This is a genomic window from Stenotrophomonas sp. GD04024, from assembly GCF_029837545.1.
GTDB classification, from domain to species: Bacteria; Pseudomonadota; Gammaproteobacteria; order Xanthomonadales; family Xanthomonadaceae; genus Stenotrophomonas; species Stenotrophomonas forensis.
The window spans coordinates 60,999-76,893 of the sequence record NZ_JAOEDV010000005.1 but is presented as its reverse complement, the minus strand read 5'-3'; the positions used below and the strand labels follow the sequence as shown (position 1 = coordinate 76,893).

Annotated in this window: 15 protein-coding genes; 5 read left to right on the top strand and 10 right to left on the bottom strand. The window is 68.4% G+C overall.

The window, feature by feature from the left end; genetic code table 11:
- Nucleotides 1–59 precede the first annotated feature (59 nt).
- Complete coding sequence (gene sppA / locus N7590_RS02985) at nucleotides 60–1,982, top strand: signal peptide peptidase SppA (RefSeq protein WP_164241491.1); 1,923 nt, start codon at nucleotides 60–62, stop codon at nucleotides 1,980–1,982.
- A gap of 104 nt (nucleotides 1,983–2,086) precedes the next feature.
- On the opposite strand, the gene N7590_RS02980 is transcribed toward sppA, so the two are convergent.
- On the bottom strand, nucleotides 2,087–2,299 hold the full coding sequence (locus tag N7590_RS02980) for a hypothetical protein (protein WP_164241492.1): 213 nt from the start codon (nucleotides 2,297–2,299) through the stop codon (nucleotides 2,087–2,089).
- Nucleotides 2,300–2,410: 111 nt separating this feature from the next.
- Between N7590_RS02980 and N7590_RS02975 the strand changes: the two genes are divergently transcribed.
- The gene (locus tag N7590_RS02975) at nucleotides 2,411–3,187 is read left to right on the top strand and encodes an SDR family oxidoreductase (protein WP_049456856.1); all 777 of its coding nucleotides are present in this window, start codon (nucleotides 2,411–2,413) and stop codon (nucleotides 3,185–3,187) included.
- Between the two features lie 92 nt (nucleotides 3,188–3,279).
- On the opposite strand, the gene N7590_RS02970 is transcribed toward N7590_RS02975, so the two are convergent.
- The 9 genes from N7590_RS02970 to N7590_RS02930 all read right to left on the bottom strand — a co-directional run bounded on the left by N7590_RS02970 (nucleotide 3,280) and on the right by N7590_RS02930 (nucleotide 12,871).
- The gene (locus N7590_RS02970) at nucleotides 3,280–4,017 is read right to left on the bottom strand and encodes a hypothetical protein (protein WP_164241493.1); all 738 of its coding nucleotides are present in this window, start codon (nucleotides 4,015–4,017) and stop codon (nucleotides 3,280–3,282) included.
- 35 nt (nucleotides 4,018–4,052) lie between these two features.
- A complete protein-coding gene (locus tag N7590_RS02965; RefSeq protein WP_164241494.1) occupies nucleotides 4,053–4,748 on the bottom strand; it encodes a DUF4124 domain-containing protein in 696 nt (231 codons plus the stop codon).
- A gap of 43 nt (nucleotides 4,749–4,791) precedes the next feature.
- A complete protein-coding gene (locus tag N7590_RS02960) occupies nucleotides 4,792–5,382 on the bottom strand; it encodes a Sua5/YciO/YrdC/YwlC family protein (protein WP_164241495.1) in 591 nt (196 codons plus the stop codon).
- Between the two features lie 123 nt (nucleotides 5,383–5,505).
- Nucleotides 5,506–7,995 (bottom strand): DNA topoisomerase I, encoded by a 2,490-nt coding sequence (locus N7590_RS02955; protein ID WP_279935136.1) that lies wholly within the window; start codon nucleotides 7,993–7,995, stop codon nucleotides 5,506–5,508.
- Between the two features lie 193 nt (nucleotides 7,996–8,188).
- On the bottom strand, nucleotides 8,189–9,121 hold the full coding sequence (locus N7590_RS02950; RefSeq protein WP_164241497.1) for an RDD family protein: 933 nt from the start codon (nucleotides 9,119–9,121) through the stop codon (nucleotides 8,189–8,191).
- A gap of 49 nt (nucleotides 9,122–9,170) precedes the next feature.
- Nucleotides 9,171–9,923, bottom strand: a complete 753-nt coding sequence (locus tag N7590_RS02945; RefSeq protein WP_164241498.1) for a pilin — start codon at nucleotides 9,921–9,923, stop codon at nucleotides 9,171–9,173.
- Between the two features lie 39 nt (nucleotides 9,924–9,962).
- Nucleotides 9,963–10,436: a DUF494 family protein gene (locus N7590_RS02940; protein ID WP_006472770.1), complete on the bottom strand. Its 474-nt coding sequence runs from the start codon at nucleotides 10,434–10,436 to the stop codon at nucleotides 9,963–9,965.
- Nucleotides 10,437–10,479: 43 nt separating this feature from the next.
- Complete coding sequence (dprA, locus tag N7590_RS02935) at nucleotides 10,480–11,607, bottom strand: DNA-processing protein DprA (RefSeq protein ID WP_279935135.1); 1,128 nt, start codon at nucleotides 11,605–11,607, stop codon at nucleotides 10,480–10,482.
- Nucleotides 11,608–11,737: 130 nt separating this feature from the next.
- Nucleotides 11,738–12,871, bottom strand: coding sequence for a LysM peptidoglycan-binding domain-containing protein (locus N7590_RS02930; protein WP_164241500.1), 1,134 nt, complete (start codon nucleotides 12,869–12,871; stop codon nucleotides 11,738–11,740).
- 126 nt (nucleotides 12,872–12,997) lie between these two features.
- On the opposite strand from N7590_RS02930, the gene def reads away from it, so the two are divergent.
- From def to rsmB, 3 genes are all read left to right on the top strand, one after another.
- Complete coding sequence (gene def, locus N7590_RS02925) at nucleotides 12,998–13,510, top strand: peptide deformylase (protein WP_008267110.1); 513 nt, start codon at nucleotides 12,998–13,000, stop codon at nucleotides 13,508–13,510.
- Nucleotides 13,511–13,630: 120 nt separating this feature from the next.
- The gene (gene fmt, locus N7590_RS02920) at nucleotides 13,631–14,554 is read left to right on the top strand and encodes a methionyl-tRNA formyltransferase (protein WP_053510201.1); all 924 of its coding nucleotides are present in this window, start codon (nucleotides 13,631–13,633) and stop codon (nucleotides 14,552–14,554) included.
- Between the two features lie 3 nt (nucleotides 14,555–14,557).
- Nucleotides 14,558–15,889, top strand: a complete 1,332-nt coding sequence (rsmB, locus tag N7590_RS02915; protein ID WP_164241501.1) for a 16S rRNA (cytosine(967)-C(5))-methyltransferase RsmB — start codon at nucleotides 14,558–14,560, stop codon at nucleotides 15,887–15,889.
- The last annotated feature ends 6 nt before the right edge of the window (nucleotides 15,890–15,895 follow it).

Sequence of the window (15,895 nt, the reverse complement as noted above, 5' to 3'; positions counted from 1 at the left end):
CCGCATCACACGGCACCGGCTATGCTGGTACCACGGCAAGAAGCCATCCGGAGCGTTCCATGAATCAACCCGTGCCCCCGCTGCCCCCGGCGCGTCGCAATCCCGTCGCCAGCTTCTTCATCGGGCTGTGGGACGTCATGAATTTCACCCGCCGGTTGATCCTCAACCTGGTGTTCTTCGGCCTGCTGTTCCTGCTGCTGGTGATGTTCGTCATTGCTGCCGGCATGGGCGCCGGTGCCAGCAAATCGCTGCAGGACCGCACCACCCTGGTGATCGCGCCGGAAGGACGCCTGGTCGAGCAGTTCAGCGCCGATCCGGTCAGCCGCGCGCTGGCCAAGGCGGTGGGCGACAACGGTGCCGAGGAGATCCAGCTGCGCGACCTGCTGCGGGTGATCGAGTCGGCCAAGGAAGATAAGAAGATCGAGCGCGTGGTGCTGGAGCTGGACAAGCTGCAGCCGTCGGGCTTCGCCTCGCTGCGCGAAGTGGCGTCGGCGCTGCAGGACCTGCGCGCGTCCGGCAAGCAGCTGGTGGCCTACAGCGAGAGCATGGGCCAGTCGCAGTACCTGCTGGCCGCACAGGCCGACGAGGTCTACCTGGACCCGATGGGGTCGGTGGTGCTTGAGGGCCTGGGCCGCTACCGCCAGTACTTCCGCACCGGCCTGCAGGACAAGCTGGGCGTGGACGTGCATCTGTTCAAGGTGGGCGAGTACAAGTCCGCCGCCGAGCCGTACGTGCTCGACGCCGCCTCGCCGGCCTCCAAGGAAGCCGACCTGTTCTGGATGAACGACGTGTGGCAGCGCTACCTGGCCGACATCGCCAAGGCCCGCCGCCTGGATCCGGCCCAGCTGGCCGCCGGCATCGACACCTTGCCGGAGGGCATCGCCGCCGCCGGTGGCGACCTGGCCAAGTTCGCCCTGCAGCAGAAGCTGGTAACCGCGCTGAAGACCCGCGAGGAATTCGAGGATCTGATGATCGAGCGTGGCGTGGCCGATGACGATGCCGACGGCGGTTTCCGCAACGTCGACTTCGGGCGCTACCTGGCGCTGCTCGACGCTCGCCGCAACCCGGTGGACTCGCGTCCGCAGGTGGCGGTGGTAGTGGCCGAAGGCGAGATCAGCGGTGGCGACCTGCCGGCCGGCCGTATCGGCGGCGAGTCGACCTCCGCGCTGCTGCGCGCCGCGCGCGACGATGAGAACGTCAAGGCCGTGGTGCTGCGCGTCGATTCGCCGGGCGGTGAAGTGTTCGCCTCCGAGCAGATCCGCCGCGAAGTGGTGGCCCTGCAGGCGGCCGGCAAGCCGGTAGTGGTGTCGATGGGCGATCTGGCGGCGTCCGGTGGTTACTGGATCAGCATGAATGCCGACCGCATCTACGCTGATCCGTCGACCATCACCGGTTCGATCGGCATCTTCGGCATGGTGCCGAACTTCAGCCGCGCGCTGGACAAGATCGGCGTGCACACCGACGGCGTCGGCACCACCCGCTTTGCCGGTGCCTTCGACGTCACCCGTCCGATGGACCCGGCCGTCGGCCAGGTCATGCAGACGGTGATCAACAAGGGCTATGCCGACTTCACCGGCCGCGTCGCCGATGCGCGCAAGAAGCCGGTCGAGGCCGTCGACGAAGTGGCCCGTGGCCGCGTGTGGAGCGGTGCGCAGGCCAAGGAACGTGGCCTGGTCGATGCCTTCGGTGGCCTGAAGGATGCCGTGGCCGACGCCGCCAGCCGCGCCAAGCTGGGCAAGGCCGATGCCTACCGCGTGCGCTACATCGAGAAGGCGGCGACGCCGTTCGCGCAGTTCGTCAGCGGTTTCGCCGGCAGCCGCGCCGGTGCGTGGATGCTGTCCGACTCGGGCATGGCGCGGATGATGCTGGCCCGCACGATGCCGGAAGTGGACACGCAGTTGCGCTTCGTCGAGAACGCGGCCCGCGAGAAGGGCAACGGTGCGCCGGTGAAGGCGCTGGCGTACTGCTTCTGCGGGTTCTGATCGGAGCGCCCATCCACGCATGGCGTGGATCTACTGGTACGGCCACGCATGGCGTGGATCTACTGGAAACGCCCGGCTTCGGCCGGGCGTTTTCGTTTGCGGGGTTACTGCGTCGCCTCGGCTTCGGCCGTGCGTTCACGCGCAGCGGCATCGTCCACGGTTTTCTGCACGCCCTTGGCGCGGTCCAGCGGCTGGTCGATTGCGCGCGACATCGCCCGGGGTACCGGTGGCTTTTCCGGGTTCGGCGCCGGTGGGCGCTGGCAGCCCGCCAGCAGCACGGTGGCCAGCAGGGGCGAGGACAGGATCAACATGCGCATGGCGGCTCTCCGCGGTGGGCGTGCGGGCAGTGTCGCACCCCCGGCAGGCAGCCGCCGTGAGCGCGTATCCTTGCGGCATCGAAACACAGCGGGCGCGGCCCCGGAGGACACATGACCCAGCAACGGTGGCGCCTGGATGGCCAGACCGCCCTGATCACCGGCGCCAGCGCCGGTATCGGCCTGGCGATCGCGCATGAACTGGCCGGCCTCGGTGCCGACCTGATGATCGTCGGCCGCGATATCGACATGCTGGAGACGGCACGCGACGAACTGCTGGACGTGTATCCGCAGCACCAGGTGCACGCGCTGGCTGCCGATGTCTCCGATGACGAGGACCGCCGCCAGATCCTGGACTGGGTGGAAGATCACAGCGATGGCCTGCATATCCTGGTCAACAATGCCGGTGGCAACGTTACCAAGGCGGCCACGGAATACTCCGAGGACGAATGGCGCCAGATTTTCGAGACCAACCTGTTCTCTGCGTTCGAGCTGTCGCGCTACGCGCATCCGCTGCTGGCCCGGCACGCGTCGTCGTCGATCGTCAATGTCGGCAGCGTGTCCGGCCTGACCCATGTGCGCAGTGGCGTGGTGTACGGCATGAGCAAGGCGGCGATGCACCAGATGACCCGCAACCTGGCCGTCGAGTGGGCCGAGGATGGCATCCGGGTCAATGCGGTGGCGCCGTGGTACATCCGTACGCGGCGCACGTCCGGTCCGCTGTCGGACCCGGATTACTACGAGGAAGTGATCAACCGCACGCCGATGCGCCGCATTGGCGAGCCCGATGAAGTGGCCGCAGCCGTGGGCTTCCTGTGCCTGCCGGCAGCCAGCTATGTCACCGGCGAGTGCATCGCGGTGGATGGCGGTTTCCTGCGCTACGGGTTCTGATCGTTCGAGGGTAGCGCCGGCCGCTGGCCGGCAACCTCAGGATCTTCAGATGATTGCAGTTGCCGGCCAGCGGCCGGCACTACCGGTGGCTGTCACCCCGGCACCGGGCAGTTGCTGGCCTCCAGCACGCCCTGCAGCCGTTCGCGTTCACCGCGCGCGGTATCGCGGTTCTCCGGTGCGGCGAAGCGCTCGCGGCCGCGTGCATCGCGGAAGCGTTGCTGCCAGCTGCCGCAGCGTTGCGCCTCGGGCAGCGCCTCGCAGCGGTCACGCACCACTTCGCAGCCTGCTGCATTCACCGGCGTGGCGCCGCCCAGCCCCTGCACGGTCATCAGTTCGCAGCGCCCGGGGGCGGCCTCGTACTCGTGCAGGTAGCCACCGCCCTGGCTGTCGGTGCACTGGAAGATCGGTGGCAACGGCGGTTTCGGTGGCCCGTCGCCGGATGCGGCGCGGGCCTCGGCTTCGCGTTGCAGCGTCGCGCTGTCGAGAATCTGGTCGCCGCCTTCGCGTTCAACCATGCCTGCTTCCATGATCGTGCGCCCCTGGTCCGCGCGCCGTGGCGCCGCGGGCGTTGCAGGCGCTGCAGCGGGTTCGCTGGCCTGGGGAACCGGTGGCGGAACCGGAGCCAGCGCCTGTGGGCGTTCAACCACGGCGGGTTGCGGGCTGGAGGGCGCCGGCACGCGCACGACCTGCTGCGTGCTGCCGGCCGGACAGGGCGTGCGCTGCAGGATGGGGATGTCACTGCTGCTGGACGTACAGCGGTAGATCACGCCCTCGTCAGCCAATGCAGGGCCGGGCAGCAGGGCCAGGGCCAGCCAGATCAATCTGTTCATGCGTACAGCGTACAGGCTGTGATGGGACGCCGCGCTCAGCGCTGGCAATCACGCGACAGGCGCGCATCGATGCCGCGTTGCTCGTTGCTGATGGCGGTACGTTCGCTCTGCAGCGCGCTGTTGTAGCGCCGGTCCAGTTCCCAGCGGCGGTCGCGCAGGCGCGCGCAGACTTCCTGCGGCGGCAGCGCGTGGCAGCTGTCGCGGACCAGCACGTTGCCGGCCGGGACCTGCGCGCCTACCCCCACCGCAGGCGGGCGATACCCCGCGCCTTCGCCAATGGGCGTACCAACCGGCGTGCCGATGGCCGGTCGTGGTCCGGGATAGACCGGGCCGTGATGCCCACGCGGAAGCCAGACACTGGTCCACAGCGGGACCCAGCGCGGATTGCCTTCGTTGTTATCGCTGGTATAGCGCCGGCCATCGTCACTCACGCATTCGTACATCGGCTGCGGTGGCTGGATGTAGACGTGGCGGACTTCGCGCTCGCGGATGGCCGGCGTCTCGCTGGGCAGCGGCGGTGCGGCATCGCTGCGTACCACGCGGGGGGCGGGGTCACGCGGACGCTGCAGGTCGCGTACTTCCTGGCGGCCGCTGTTGCACGGCCGGTCCTGCAGGGCGACGGCGCCGTTGCTGGCCACGCAGCGGTACACGCGCACGTCCTCGGCCTCGGCGGCGCTCGCCGTCCACGGCAGCAGCAGGCTCAGGCTCAGGGCGGCGCGCAGCAGGGTCATGGCGGCAGGGTGCGTGATTGTCCGCGGCAGCGCAATCGTCGGCTCAGGAGCGCAGCACGTTGCCGCTGAGTGCATCGCGGATCGGGGTGGGCTGGGCCAGGCCGCCGGTCTGTCCATCGAGGATACCGTCGAGCAGGCGCAGCAGGCGTGGGTCCAGCTCTTCGCGGCTGCGCGCCGGTGGTTCCCCGGCCAGGTTGGCGCTGGTGGAGACGAGCGGGCCTCCCCAGGCACGGCAGAGTGCGGCCACCAGCGGGTGGGCGCTGATGCGCACTGCGATGCCGCTGTGCTCGCCGGTGACCCAGGGCTGCGCACGCGGGCCGGCTGGCAGGATCCAGGTGTTGGCACCGGGCCAGCTGGCCAGCACCGCGCGCTGGCGCGCGTCGGGCAGTGCCTGCAGCCGCACCCAGCCTTCCAGCTGGGCCAGATCGGCAGCGACCAGGATCATGCCTTTCTCGATCGGGCGCTGTTTCAGCCGCAGCACCATGTGCACCGCTGCCTCGTGCGAAGGATCGCAGCCCAGGCCCCAGACCGCTTCGGTCGGATAGGCGATCACGCCGCCCGCGCGGAGCGTGGCGACAGCAGAGTCCAGGGTGAGTTCTTTCATGGCGGCGACCGGCCCGGCGTGGGGCTTCATTATCCCCCTGCTGCGTGCAGAAGGGGTGGAACGGTGCCGCTCGGTGCTGCCGGCCGCTGGCCGGCATCGTTGGTGGGTGCGGACCGTGGGTCCGCACACCCCTCACCCACGCATGGCGTGGATCTACTTGGCCGCCTTCTTTACGGCCTTCTTTACGGCCTTCTTGGCCGGCGCCTTCTTCGCGGCAGCCTTCTTCACCGCTTTCTTGGCCGGAGCCTTCTTGGCGGCGGCCTTCTTCGGCGCCGCCTCCTTCTTCACCGCCGCCTTCTTGGCCGGCGCCTTCTTCGCAGCGGCCTTCTTGGCACCGAAGCCCTTGCGCACCGGCTTGCCGGTTTCTTCCATCAGCTGCTGCACTTCGGCCAGGGTCAGCGAGGCCGGCTCGCGATCCTTGGGGATCTTGCCGTTCATCTTGCCGTCGCTGATGTACGGGCCGAAGCGGCCGTTCAGCACCTGGATGTCGCTGCCCTCGAACTCCTTGATGATCCGGTTGCGCGCGATCTCTTCCTTCTCTTCGATCAGGAACACGGCGCGGGCCAGGTCGATGGTGTACGGGTCGTCTTCCTTCTTCAGCGAGGCATAGGTGCTGCCACGCTTGGCGAACGGACCGAAACGGCCGATGCCGACACTGACCGGTTCGCCGTTGTCCTCACCCAGCGCACGCGGCATCAGGAACAGTTCCAGCGCGTCTTCCAGGGAGATGGTGTGCATCGACTGGCCAGGCCGCAGCGAGGCGAACTTGGGCTTTTCCTCGGCGTCCTCGGCGGTGCTGCCGATGGCCGCGTACGGCCCGAAGCGGCCCAGCCGCACGCTGACCGGCTTGCCGGTCTTCGGGTCGGTGCCGAGTTCGCGGGCGCCACTGGCCTCGGCACGGTCGACCGATTCCTTCTTGTCCTCCACCAGCTCCTTGAACGGCTCCCAGAAGCGGGCCATCAGCGGGATCCACTCTTCCTCGCCACGCGAGACGGCGTCGAGCTCGTCCTCGAGCTTGGCGGTGAAGTCGTAGTCCACGTAGCGGGTGAAGTGGCTGGACAGGAACTTGGACACCGCACGGCCGACGTCGGACGGGCGGAAGCTGCGGCCTTCCATTTCCACGTACTTGCGGAACAGCAGGGTCTGGATGATCGAGGCGTAGGTCGAGGGACGGCCGATGCCGTACTCTTCCAGCGCCTTCACCAGCGCCGCTTCGGTGTAGCGCGGCGGCGGCTGGGTGAAATGCTGCTCGGCCTGGATGCGCTCCAGCGGCACGCGGTCGCCGGGCTTCATCGCCGGCAGCTTGCGGCCTTCGTCTTCGTCCTCGGCGCTCTTGCTGTCCTTGCCTTCCTCGTACACGGCCAGGAAGCCGGGCACGACCACGGTGGTGCCGCTGGCGCGGAACACGTGCTCGCTGCCGGCCGACAGATCGACGCTGACCGTGTTGAGCGTGGCCGGAATCATCTGGCAGGCCACCGCACGCTTCCAGATCAGCTCGTACAGGCGGCGCTCGTCGTCGGTCAGGAACCGCGCGACCTGGGCCGGGGTACGCAGCGCCGAGGTCGGGCGTACGGCTTCGTGCGCTTCCTGGGCGTTCTTCGACTTGGTCTGGTAGGTGTTCGGCTGGTCCGGCAGCGAGGCGATGCCGTAATCGCGGGCGATCACGTCGCGGATCTCGGCCAGCGCATCCTGCGACAGGTTCACCGAGTCGGTACGCATGTACGAGATCAGGCCGACGGTGCCTTCGTCACCGATCGCCACGCCTTCGTACAGCTTCTGCGCGACCTGCATGGTCTTGCGGGTGGTGAAACCGAGCTTGCGCGAGGCTTCCTGCTGCAGGGTGGAGGTGGTGAACGGCGGCGCCGGGCGGCGCTTGCGCTCCTTGCTGGCCACGTCGGTGACATGCAGCGAGCCCTGCGCCGCCTGCTGGATGCGCATGCGGGCGGCTTCGGCGGTGTCGCCATCGGTGATGGTGAACTGCTCGAACTTCTGCCCGTCCAGCTTGATCAGCTTGGCGTTGAAGTGCTGCGAGGGATGCGCGCACTCGGCGGCGATCGACCAGTATTCGCGGGCGATGAAGGCTTCGATCTCTTCCTCGCGCTCGACGATCATGCGCAGCGCCGGGCTCTGCACGCGGCCGGCGGACAGGCCGCGCTGGACCTTGCGCCACAGCACCGGCGACAGGTTGAAACCGACCAGGTAGTCCAGCGCGCGGCGCGCCTGCTGGGCATCGACCAGGTCACTGGCGATCTCGCGCGGCTGGCTGATCGCCTCCTTGATCGCGCGCGGGGTGATCTCGGTGAACACCACGCGCTGCATCGGCTTGTCCTTGACCAGCCCGCGTTCCTTCAGGATCTCGGCGATGTGCCAGCTGATCGCCTCACCCTCGCGATCCGGGTCGGTCGCCAGCAGGATGTCGTCGGCGCCCTTGGCGGCCTTGGCGATCGCATCGACGTGCTTTTCGTTCTTGTCGATCACGTCGTAGTGCATGGCGAACCCGTTGTCCGGGTCGACCGCGCCTTCCTTCGGAATCAGGTCACGCACATGCCCATACGAGGCCAGGACCGTGTAGTCCTTGCCGAGGTATTTGTTGATCGTCTTGGCCTTGGCCGGCGATTCGACGATGAGCAGGTGCTTGGGCATGGCAGCAGGGTCTGTGGGGCGAACCGTGGGGAAGGGGCCGCTAGGGTGGAGCAAACGGCCGCATTAGTGAAGCGGCCACGCGCAAATCCATAAACTGAACGCCCGGTAATGTGCCGGGCGTTCAGGTTTCACCTTATTAGAGGAATCACGCCCGGCCAGCCCATGTCAAGCAGCCAGGCGTGACGATGGCCGTTCAGGACGCCATCTTGGCGATGAAGCCGACCGCGAAGACCAGCAGGGCCAAGCCCACCAGCGACAGCAGGCCGGTCAGCACCAGCACCAGCACGGTGACCGTGCCCAGCTCGCGGCGCTGCAGCTGCGGCTGGTCGGTGAAGGCCCAGCGGTCGACCACCAGGGTGTCGCAGATCATGTCGTGCAGGCCCTGCTTGCGCTCGGTGAAGGCCGCCATCAGGAAGCCGATGCCGAGGATGAAGCTGCTCAGCAGCATGGCCCAGTAGCGACCGAACGCGCGCGCCTTGGTCAGGCGTTCGCCATTGCTGCGCACGACCTTGATGCCGACCGCCATCTTGCCCAGCGTGGCGCCGCCCTTGGAGGCATGGAACCAGGTGTAGTACGCCATGCCGATGGCGAAGTTGATCAGTGCGCTGGACAGCTGCGCGACCACCTCGATGGCCGATTCACCACTGCCCACCGCGCCCATGCTGGCGCCGAGCACCACACCGAGGATGGCGCCGATGATGCTGCCGGGGATGAACAGCACGAAGTAGTCGATCATGTAGGCGGCCACGCGCTTCCAGAAGCCCGCGTAGACCACTTCGCCGCCCATGACCGGCTGCGCATGGCCAGCGGCGCCTGCGGCGGCAGGCGCGCTGTATGGCGAGCTGCCGAGGGCGCCGGTACCGGGCAGCGGCGCGGTGCCGTTGTCGATGGCGGCATAGTCGCCGCGCAGGTCGAAGCCGCCGCTGCCGGCGGCCGCCGTGGCATCGGCCAGCGTCTGCAGTTCAAGCTCGTCGACCACCTGGCGCAGCGCCGCCCACTGCGCCATGCCTTCGCGCCAGACCAGCGTGTCCAGGTTCAGTTGGCCGCGCTGGAAGCGCTGGCGGATCTCCTGGACCGGCAGCGGGCCCTGGCGTTGCTGTCCTTCGGCGTAATACCACTCAGTCATTGCATGTTCCCTGTTGGATCGTCCTTGGAGGTACCGGTACGCGCGCGGCTCAGCCGCGGCACGCCGGCGGCAGGTACTTGTCGTCGCTTGCGCCGCTGCAGTCCCAGCGGCCGCTGTCGCGGTCATATTCCAGCCACAGCAGATCGCCGTCGATGCTCTTGCCCGGCATCGACAGTGTTGCCTCGATACCGCAGTGGCCGTTGTTGAAGCGGCCGATGTTCACCGCCGACAGGCCGGACCGGGTGAAATCGCCAGGGGCGGGGAAGCCGGCATCGTTGGCGCCCGGGCAGCGACCTTCCTCATCGGCGAAATGCTGCACCTGGTCCTGCAGCGGGTGCAGGGCATCGGCCGCAGCGGCGACCTTGGCGCGCACGGTGTAATCGTTGTAGGCCGGCAGGGCGATGGCGGCAAGGATGGCCACGATCGGCACCAGCACCAGCAGCAGAGCGCCTGCGATGATCGCAGTGAGGGCGCAGCCGGACAGCTGCTTCTTCGGCGCCGGCACGACGCCGGCCGGTGTGCTGGTGGCGTACGGGGTGGAGGGCGGCAGCACCGGTGGCTGCGGCGGAGGCGGTGCAACCGGCTCCGGCTCGGCGTCGACGATCGGCGCAGAAGCGTCCAGTGCCGGCACGATCAGGCCGAGTTCGTCGACGACGCTACGCAACGGCTGCCATTGCGGCAGGCCGTCGCGCCACACCAGGGTGTCCAGGGAGATCTGGTTGTTGCGGAACAACTCAACCAACTGTTCCGCCGGCAGCGGGCCTTGCTGCCGGTTGCCTTCTGCGTGGAACCACTCGCTCACGGGGACGCTCCTGAATGCGCTATGCCCCCAAGTGTACGGTCAGTGCAGGGGTTCTGGCTCGTCCATGAACATCTGCGTCTCCATCCAGGCATAGGCCGCTTCGGAGCCGGGCTGGTTGAACAGCACCATCAGCACGACCCACTTCAGGTCGTCCAGGTCCAGTTCGTCCTGGTCCAGGGCCATCGCCCGGTCCAGCACCAGCTCGCGCTGGTCGGCATCAAGGATGCCGTGCTGTTCCAGATACAGCAGGAAACCGCGGCATTCCACGTCCAGCTTGTCCAGCTCGGGGCCGTGGTAGACGCGCACGGGGCCATCGACCCGGGCCTGGGACATGCTCGGCCGCTGTGCGGCCAGGGCATCGAGCCAGTCGAATGCCTTGTTGATCTCGGTTGGGCTGAAACCGGCCTGGATCAGGCCGTTCTGAAGCGAATCGCGGTCACGGATCAGGTCCGCATCTTCGCTGAAATAGTGTTCAAACAGGTACAGCAGTACGTCCAGGATGCTCTCTTTCATTGCCCCTCGGCCTGCGTCGCGCGACGCTGTGGAGGTGAAGAAACTAGGGAGTTCGACAGTAGCGGCCGTGTACGCACACCACGATTCCCGCCAGTTCCATGGCCAGCAGCATGGAGGACACCTGGGGCGCCGTCAATCCACAGCGCGTGATCAGTGAATCCATACTGCTTGGGTTGTGGTCCAGGGCCCGCCACAAGCACTGGTAGTCAGGGTCGTCGGCCCAGCGCGCCGGCAGGGGTGCCGGCGGTGCCTGTTCAGTGGGGGTGGCCAGCCGCGATTGCAAGCCCGGCAGCTGTTGGCGCAGCGCAGGGGCCAGCAGCTCCAGCACCTCCTCCGGGCGCTCGACCAGCGCGGCGCCTTCACGGATCAGCCGGTGGCAGCCCGCCGCGCGTGGATTGAGCACCGAACCGGGCAGGGCGCAGACCTCGCGACCGGCCTCGGCGGCCAGGCGCGCGGTGATCAGCGCTCCCGAGCGCTGGGCGGCCTCGACCACCACCGTGGCCAGGGCCAGCCCGGCCACCAGCCGGTTGCGGGCCGGGAAGTGCCCGGGGCGGGCCGCGGTGCCTGGAAGGTACTCGCTGAGCACGGCCCCCTCGGTGGCGATGCGGGCCTGCAGCCGGGCATGGCTGTCCGGGTAGGCGCGGTCGGGGCCGGTACCGATCACGGCGACGGTGCAGCCGCCGGCGTCCAGGGTTGCCTGGTGGGCGGCGGCATCGATGCCGGCAGCCAGCCCGCTGGTTACCGCCAACCCGGCCTCGACGAAGCCGCTGGCAAAACGGGCCGCCAGCGCGCGACCACCCGGCGTCGGCGAGCGGCTGCCGACCAGGGCCACGGAGGGGCGCCAGGCCAGGCTGGGGTCACCGGCCACGAACAGCGCCAGCGGTGGGTTGGGTACTTCCAGCAAGGGGGGAGGAAAGGCCGGGTCGGTGAAGGCCAGGAGGTGGTGATGGTCGTCTTCCAGCCAGCGCTGCGTGGCTGTCCACGCCCGCGCATCAGGGCGTTCCAGTGCGGCGCACTGCTCCGGTGTGCAGCCGTGTGCGCGCCAGTTCGCAGTGCCCTGCGCGATGGCTGCGGCCGCGTTGCCCGCGCTCTGCAGCAATGCCCGTCGCGGCGCCAGTGCGCCCCCTGCCATCACCAGGCGCAGCAGCGCCTCATCAGCTTGCTTGGTCATTCCCCACTATCGACCGCACGCAACAAAGGCGCCCTCGGGCGCCTTCGCATGTACGTGTCAGGATTTGCCGGAGGTGTCTGCCGGCCAGCGGCCGGCACTACCTGAGGTGGCCGGGGCAGCCCGGCAACCGTTACTTCGCGTCCGGGTGCAGCGCGTTGTAGCCCACCCGCACCGGCTTCACGCCCTGCATCACCAGCGCGTAGCTGACGTTGTCGAAGGTGCGGAACACCATCGCGTGCGCCGCATATTCCTCCGGCAGCGCAACCCGGCCCACGCTGCCGCTGAGCGCATCGTCCATGCGCGACGACGTCGGGTACTTCAGGCGGTTGGCCACATGGCGGCCCTGCCGCCACAGCGAGAACACGGTGCCATTGTCGACGCCCTGGGCGCGGCCGGCCGAAATCGCGATCACGTCGCGCGGGCCGCCGGCGGTGAACATGTCGGTCACCGCGAGCACGCGCACGTCCACGCCTTCCACGCCTGCGGCCGGCACATGCGGCACGAACTGCAGGTCATAGGGGCGGGCCTCGACCGGCACCAGGCGGTCGCCGACACGGACTTCACGGCCACCCGTGCTCTTGTCCAGCGCCAGCGTGGAGGCCCCGGCCTTGCCGTCGGCAACCCGGGTGATGGTGCCGGTGGCGAGCTGGGCCAGTTCATAGCCCAGCACGCCGCGGCGCGCGTTGGGTGCGTTGTAGGCTTTCCACAGGTTGCCGCTGCCCGGGGTGACGTCGCCGTTGGCGTTCAGGTCTTCGCTCGGCTTGGGCTGGGCGTAGCGCACGGTCGGGCGGACCACGGCCCAGCGCTGTCCCAGCTGGGCATCGGCCAGGTTCACGTAGGCGGCATCGCCACCAGACACGCGCAGTCGGTTGTCCTCCAGGCCGACCACCTGGGGCAGCTGCTCGATGCTGTCGACCACGCTCAGCTGCTTCAGGAACGGCTCGACCTGGGCCAGCGGAATGGCGTCGATCGGGGCCTCCTGGCGCGGGCCCGGCTGGGCTGTCACGGTCACCCGGTCCAGATAGGCCAGGCTGAGCACGTCACCGGGATAGATCAGGTGCGGATTGGCGATCTGCGGATTGGCCTGCCAGATCTCCGGCCACAGCCACGGCTTCTGCAGGAAACGTGCGGCGATATCCCACAACGTATCCCCTTTTCGGACCACATAGGTGTCCGGGTGCCCGCCATTCACTTCCACGGCGGTAGCATAGGCAGCCACGGTCAGCATCGCCGCGGCGACGACCGTACGAAAACGAAGCAACATAGGTGTGAAGCCCTGATTCCCCAACAGGTCCGCGCACTATAGTCCAGAAACCGGGGCGCAAGGCAAGCGTTGGAGCTAGAATCTGCGACGTATGCCGGCGTGCCGGCCCCCTATCCGGAAACAGCCATGGCCCTTCTCCCCATTCTCGAGTTCCCCGATCCGCGCCTGCGTACCAAGGCTGCGTTGATCGAAGCCGCCGAAGTCACCACGCCGGCCTTCCAGGAACTGATCGACAACATGTTCCTGACCATGTACGACGCGCCGGGCATCGGCCTGGCCGCCACCCAGGTTGACGTGCACAAGCGCTTCATGGTCATCGACGTCAGCGAAGAAAAGAATGAACCGCATGTGTTCATCAACCCGGAAATCGTCGCCAAGGACGGGGGCCGGGTGTACCAGGAGGGCTGCCTGTCGGTCCCGGGCATCTTCGCCGACGTGACCCGCGCCGATACCATCACCGTGAAGTACCTGGACCGCAACGGCCAGGAGCAGCAGCTGGAGGCCGGCGAAGTGCTGGCGACCTGCATCCAGCACGAGATGGATCACCTGGATGGCAAGCTGTTCATCGACTATCTGTCGCCGCTCAAGCGCGAGATGGTGCGCAAGAAGCTGGCCAAGCAGCGCAAGCACGTGGCGTGATCGCCGATCCGGGCCACCCTTCGGGTGGCCCCTGCCTGCGCGATGCGCGCGGGCTGTACGGCGCCGGCCGACGGCGCCGTTTTCTTTCCTGCACGAATCCATCCTGCAAGTGGGGTAGCCATGAGGATTGTCTTTGCCGGTACGCCGGAATTTGCGGTGTCGTCGCTGCGCGCGGCTGCGCGCCACCATGAGGTCGTGGCGGTCTACACCCAGCCTGATCGCCCGGCCGGTCGTGGCCGTGGCCTGGCGCCGTCGCCGGTCAAGCTTGAAGCCGTCGCCCGTGGCATCCCGGTCTACCAGCCCGAATCGCTGAAGGACGAAGCGGCCCAGCAGCAGCTGCGCGATCTGCAGCCGGACCTGATGGTGGTGGTGGCCTACGGCCTGATCCTGCCCAAGGCGGTGCTGGCCATTCCGACCCATGGCTGCTGGAACGTGCACGCCTCGCTGCTGCCGCGCTGGCGCGGTGCCGCGCCGATCCAGCGTGCGATCCAGGCCGGCGACGCAACCACCGGCGTGTGTCTGATGCAGATGGAGGCCGGCCTCGATACCGGCCCGGTGCTGCTGCACCAGGAGCTGCCGATTGCCGCCACCGATACCGGTGGGCAGCTGCACGACAAGCTGGCCGAACTGGGCGCGCAGGTGCTGTCCGATGGCCTGGGCCTGCTGCGTGCCGGCATCAAGCCGATCGCACGGCCGCAGCCGGAGCAGGGCGTGACTTATGCGCACAAGCTGGACAAGGCCGAAGCGAAGCTGGACTGGGCGCAGGATGCCGGCGCGCTGGCGCGCACCGTGCGCGCGTTCAATCCGTGGCCGATCGCCGAGGCGACGCTGGCCGGCGAGCGCGTGCGCATCCATGGCGCGGTGGCGCTGGATGAGGCCCACGGCCAGGCGCCGGGCACGGTGCTGGCGGCCAGCCGCGACGGCATCGACATCGCCTGTGGCCAGGGCGTGCTGCGCCTGCGCGTACTGCAGCGCGAAGGCGGCAAGGCGATCACCGCCGCCGACTACCTCAATGCTCGCCGCGACCTGCGCGTGGGGGCATAAGCGGTGTCGAAGCAGAACGATTTCTCCATTGCCAAGGCAGCGCCGGGCGCGGCCACGCGCATGCTGGCCGCACGCGTGCTGGCGCAGGTGTTCACCCGTGGCCGTTCGCTGAAGGCCGAACTGGCCTGGGCGCTGCCGAAGCTGGCCGACAGCCGCGACCGCGCGCTGCTGGAGGCACTGTGCTTTGCCGTGCTGCGTCGCCGCAGCACCTATGACGCGGCATTGCAGGGCTGGATGCAGAAGCCGCTGTCGGCGCGTGATGCCGACCTGCGCACGCTGCTGATGGTCGGTTTTGCGCAGCTGGATGTGCTGGAACTGCCGGCGCATGCCGCACTGTCGGCCACGGTCGATGCTGCCCGTGCACTGGGCCGCGAACGGCAGGCTGGCCTGGTCAACGCGATCCTGCGCCGCGCGCAGCGCGAAGGGTTCCCGGAGCAGCCCGCGCGCGATGCCTTCCCGGAATGGCTGGCCGAGGCGATCGAACGGGATTGGCCGGCGCAGGCCGAAGCGGTGTTCAACGAAAGCCTGCAGCCTGCGCCGCTGTGGCTGCGCGCCAACCGCCAGCACGGCGGCCGCGACAAAGCCCTGGCAGCGCTGGCCGAAGCCGGCATTGCCGCTGAACCCAGTGCGCTCAGTCCCGATGCGTTGCGCCTGGCGGCCCCGGTGGCGGTGAATCAGCTGCCCGGCTTCGCCGAGGGCGCGCTGTCGGTGCAGGACCTGTCGGCGCAGTGCGCGGCGGATGCACTGGCCCCCGCTGCCGGCTCGCGCGTGCTGGATGCCTGCGCAGCGCCCGGTGGCAAATCGGCGCACCTGCTGGAACGCGACCCGAGCCTGCGCCTGCTGGCGCTGGATATCGACGCCCGGCGCCTGGCGCGCGCCCGTGACACCTATGCCCGTACCGGCGTGGGCGAACACGCGCAGACCCTGGCCGCCGATGCCAGCGATCCCGGTGCCTGGTGGGATGGCGTGCCGTTCGACGCGATCCTGCTGGATGCGCCGTGTTCGGCCACCGGCGTGATCCGTCGCCAGCCGGATGTCATGTTCCACCGCCGCGCCGAGGACATCGACGCGCTGGTGGGAGTGCAGGCGCGCCTACTGGAAGCCTGCTGGTCGATGCTGCGCCCGGGCGGCGTGCTGCTGTATGCGACCTGCTCGATCCTGCGTGCCGAGAACATCGACCAGGTGCGCGCGTTTCTCAAGTGGCATCCGGATGCCGAGGCGCAGCCGCTGGGCGACGCATTCGGCGTGGATTGCGAAGGCGTGGCGCGCCAGCGTCTGCCTGGTGACAACGATGCTGACGGTTTCTTCTACGCGCGTCTGATAAAAGCAGGCTGATCCCCG

What these genes read in the sequence shown, in the direction of transcription:
- sppA (WP_164241491.1), top strand. Translation starts at nt 60, where the DNA reads ATGAATCAACCCGTGCCCCCGCTGCCCCCGGCGCGTCGCAATCCCGTC.
- N7590_RS02980 (WP_164241492.1), bottom strand. Translation starts at nt 2,299, where the DNA reads ATGCGCATGTTGATCCTGTCCTCGCCCCTGCTGGCCACCGTGCTGCTG.
- N7590_RS02975 (WP_049456856.1), top strand. Translation starts at nt 2,411, where the DNA reads ATGACCCAGCAACGGTGGCGCCTGGATGGCCAGACCGCCCTGATCACC.
- N7590_RS02970 (WP_164241493.1), bottom strand. Translation starts at nt 4,017, where the DNA reads ATGAACAGATTGATCTGGCTGGCCCTGGCCCTGCTGCCCGGCCCTGCA.
- N7590_RS02965 (WP_164241494.1), bottom strand. Translation starts at nt 4,748, where the DNA reads ATGACCCTGCTGCGCGCCGCCCTGAGCCTGAGCCTGCTGCTGCCGTGG.
- N7590_RS02960 (WP_164241495.1), bottom strand. Translation starts at nt 5,382, where the DNA reads ATGAAGCCCCACGCCGGGCCGGTCGCCGCCATGAAAGAACTCACCCTG.
- N7590_RS02955 (WP_279935136.1), bottom strand. Translation starts at nt 7,995, where the DNA reads ATGCCCAAGCACCTGCTCATCGTCGAATCGCCGGCCAAGGCCAAGACG.
- N7590_RS02950 (WP_164241497.1), bottom strand. Translation starts at nt 9,121, where the DNA reads ATGACTGAGTGGTATTACGCCGAAGGACAGCAACGCCAGGGCCCGCTG.
- N7590_RS02940 (WP_006472770.1), bottom strand. Translation starts at nt 10,436, where the DNA reads ATGAAAGAGAGCATCCTGGACGTACTGCTGTACCTGTTTGAACACTAT.
- dprA (WP_279935135.1), bottom strand. Translation starts at nt 11,607, where the DNA reads ATGACCAAGCAAGCTGATGAGGCGCTGCTGCGCCTGGTGATGGCAGGG.
- N7590_RS02930 (WP_164241500.1), bottom strand. Translation starts at nt 12,871, where the DNA reads ATGTTGCTTCGTTTTCGTACGGTCGTCGCCGCGGCGATGCTGACCGTG.
- def (WP_008267110.1), top strand. Translation starts at nt 12,998, where the DNA reads ATGGCCCTTCTCCCCATTCTCGAGTTCCCCGATCCGCGCCTGCGTACC.
- fmt (WP_053510201.1), top strand. Translation starts at nt 13,631, where the DNA reads ATGAGGATTGTCTTTGCCGGTACGCCGGAATTTGCGGTGTCGTCGCTG.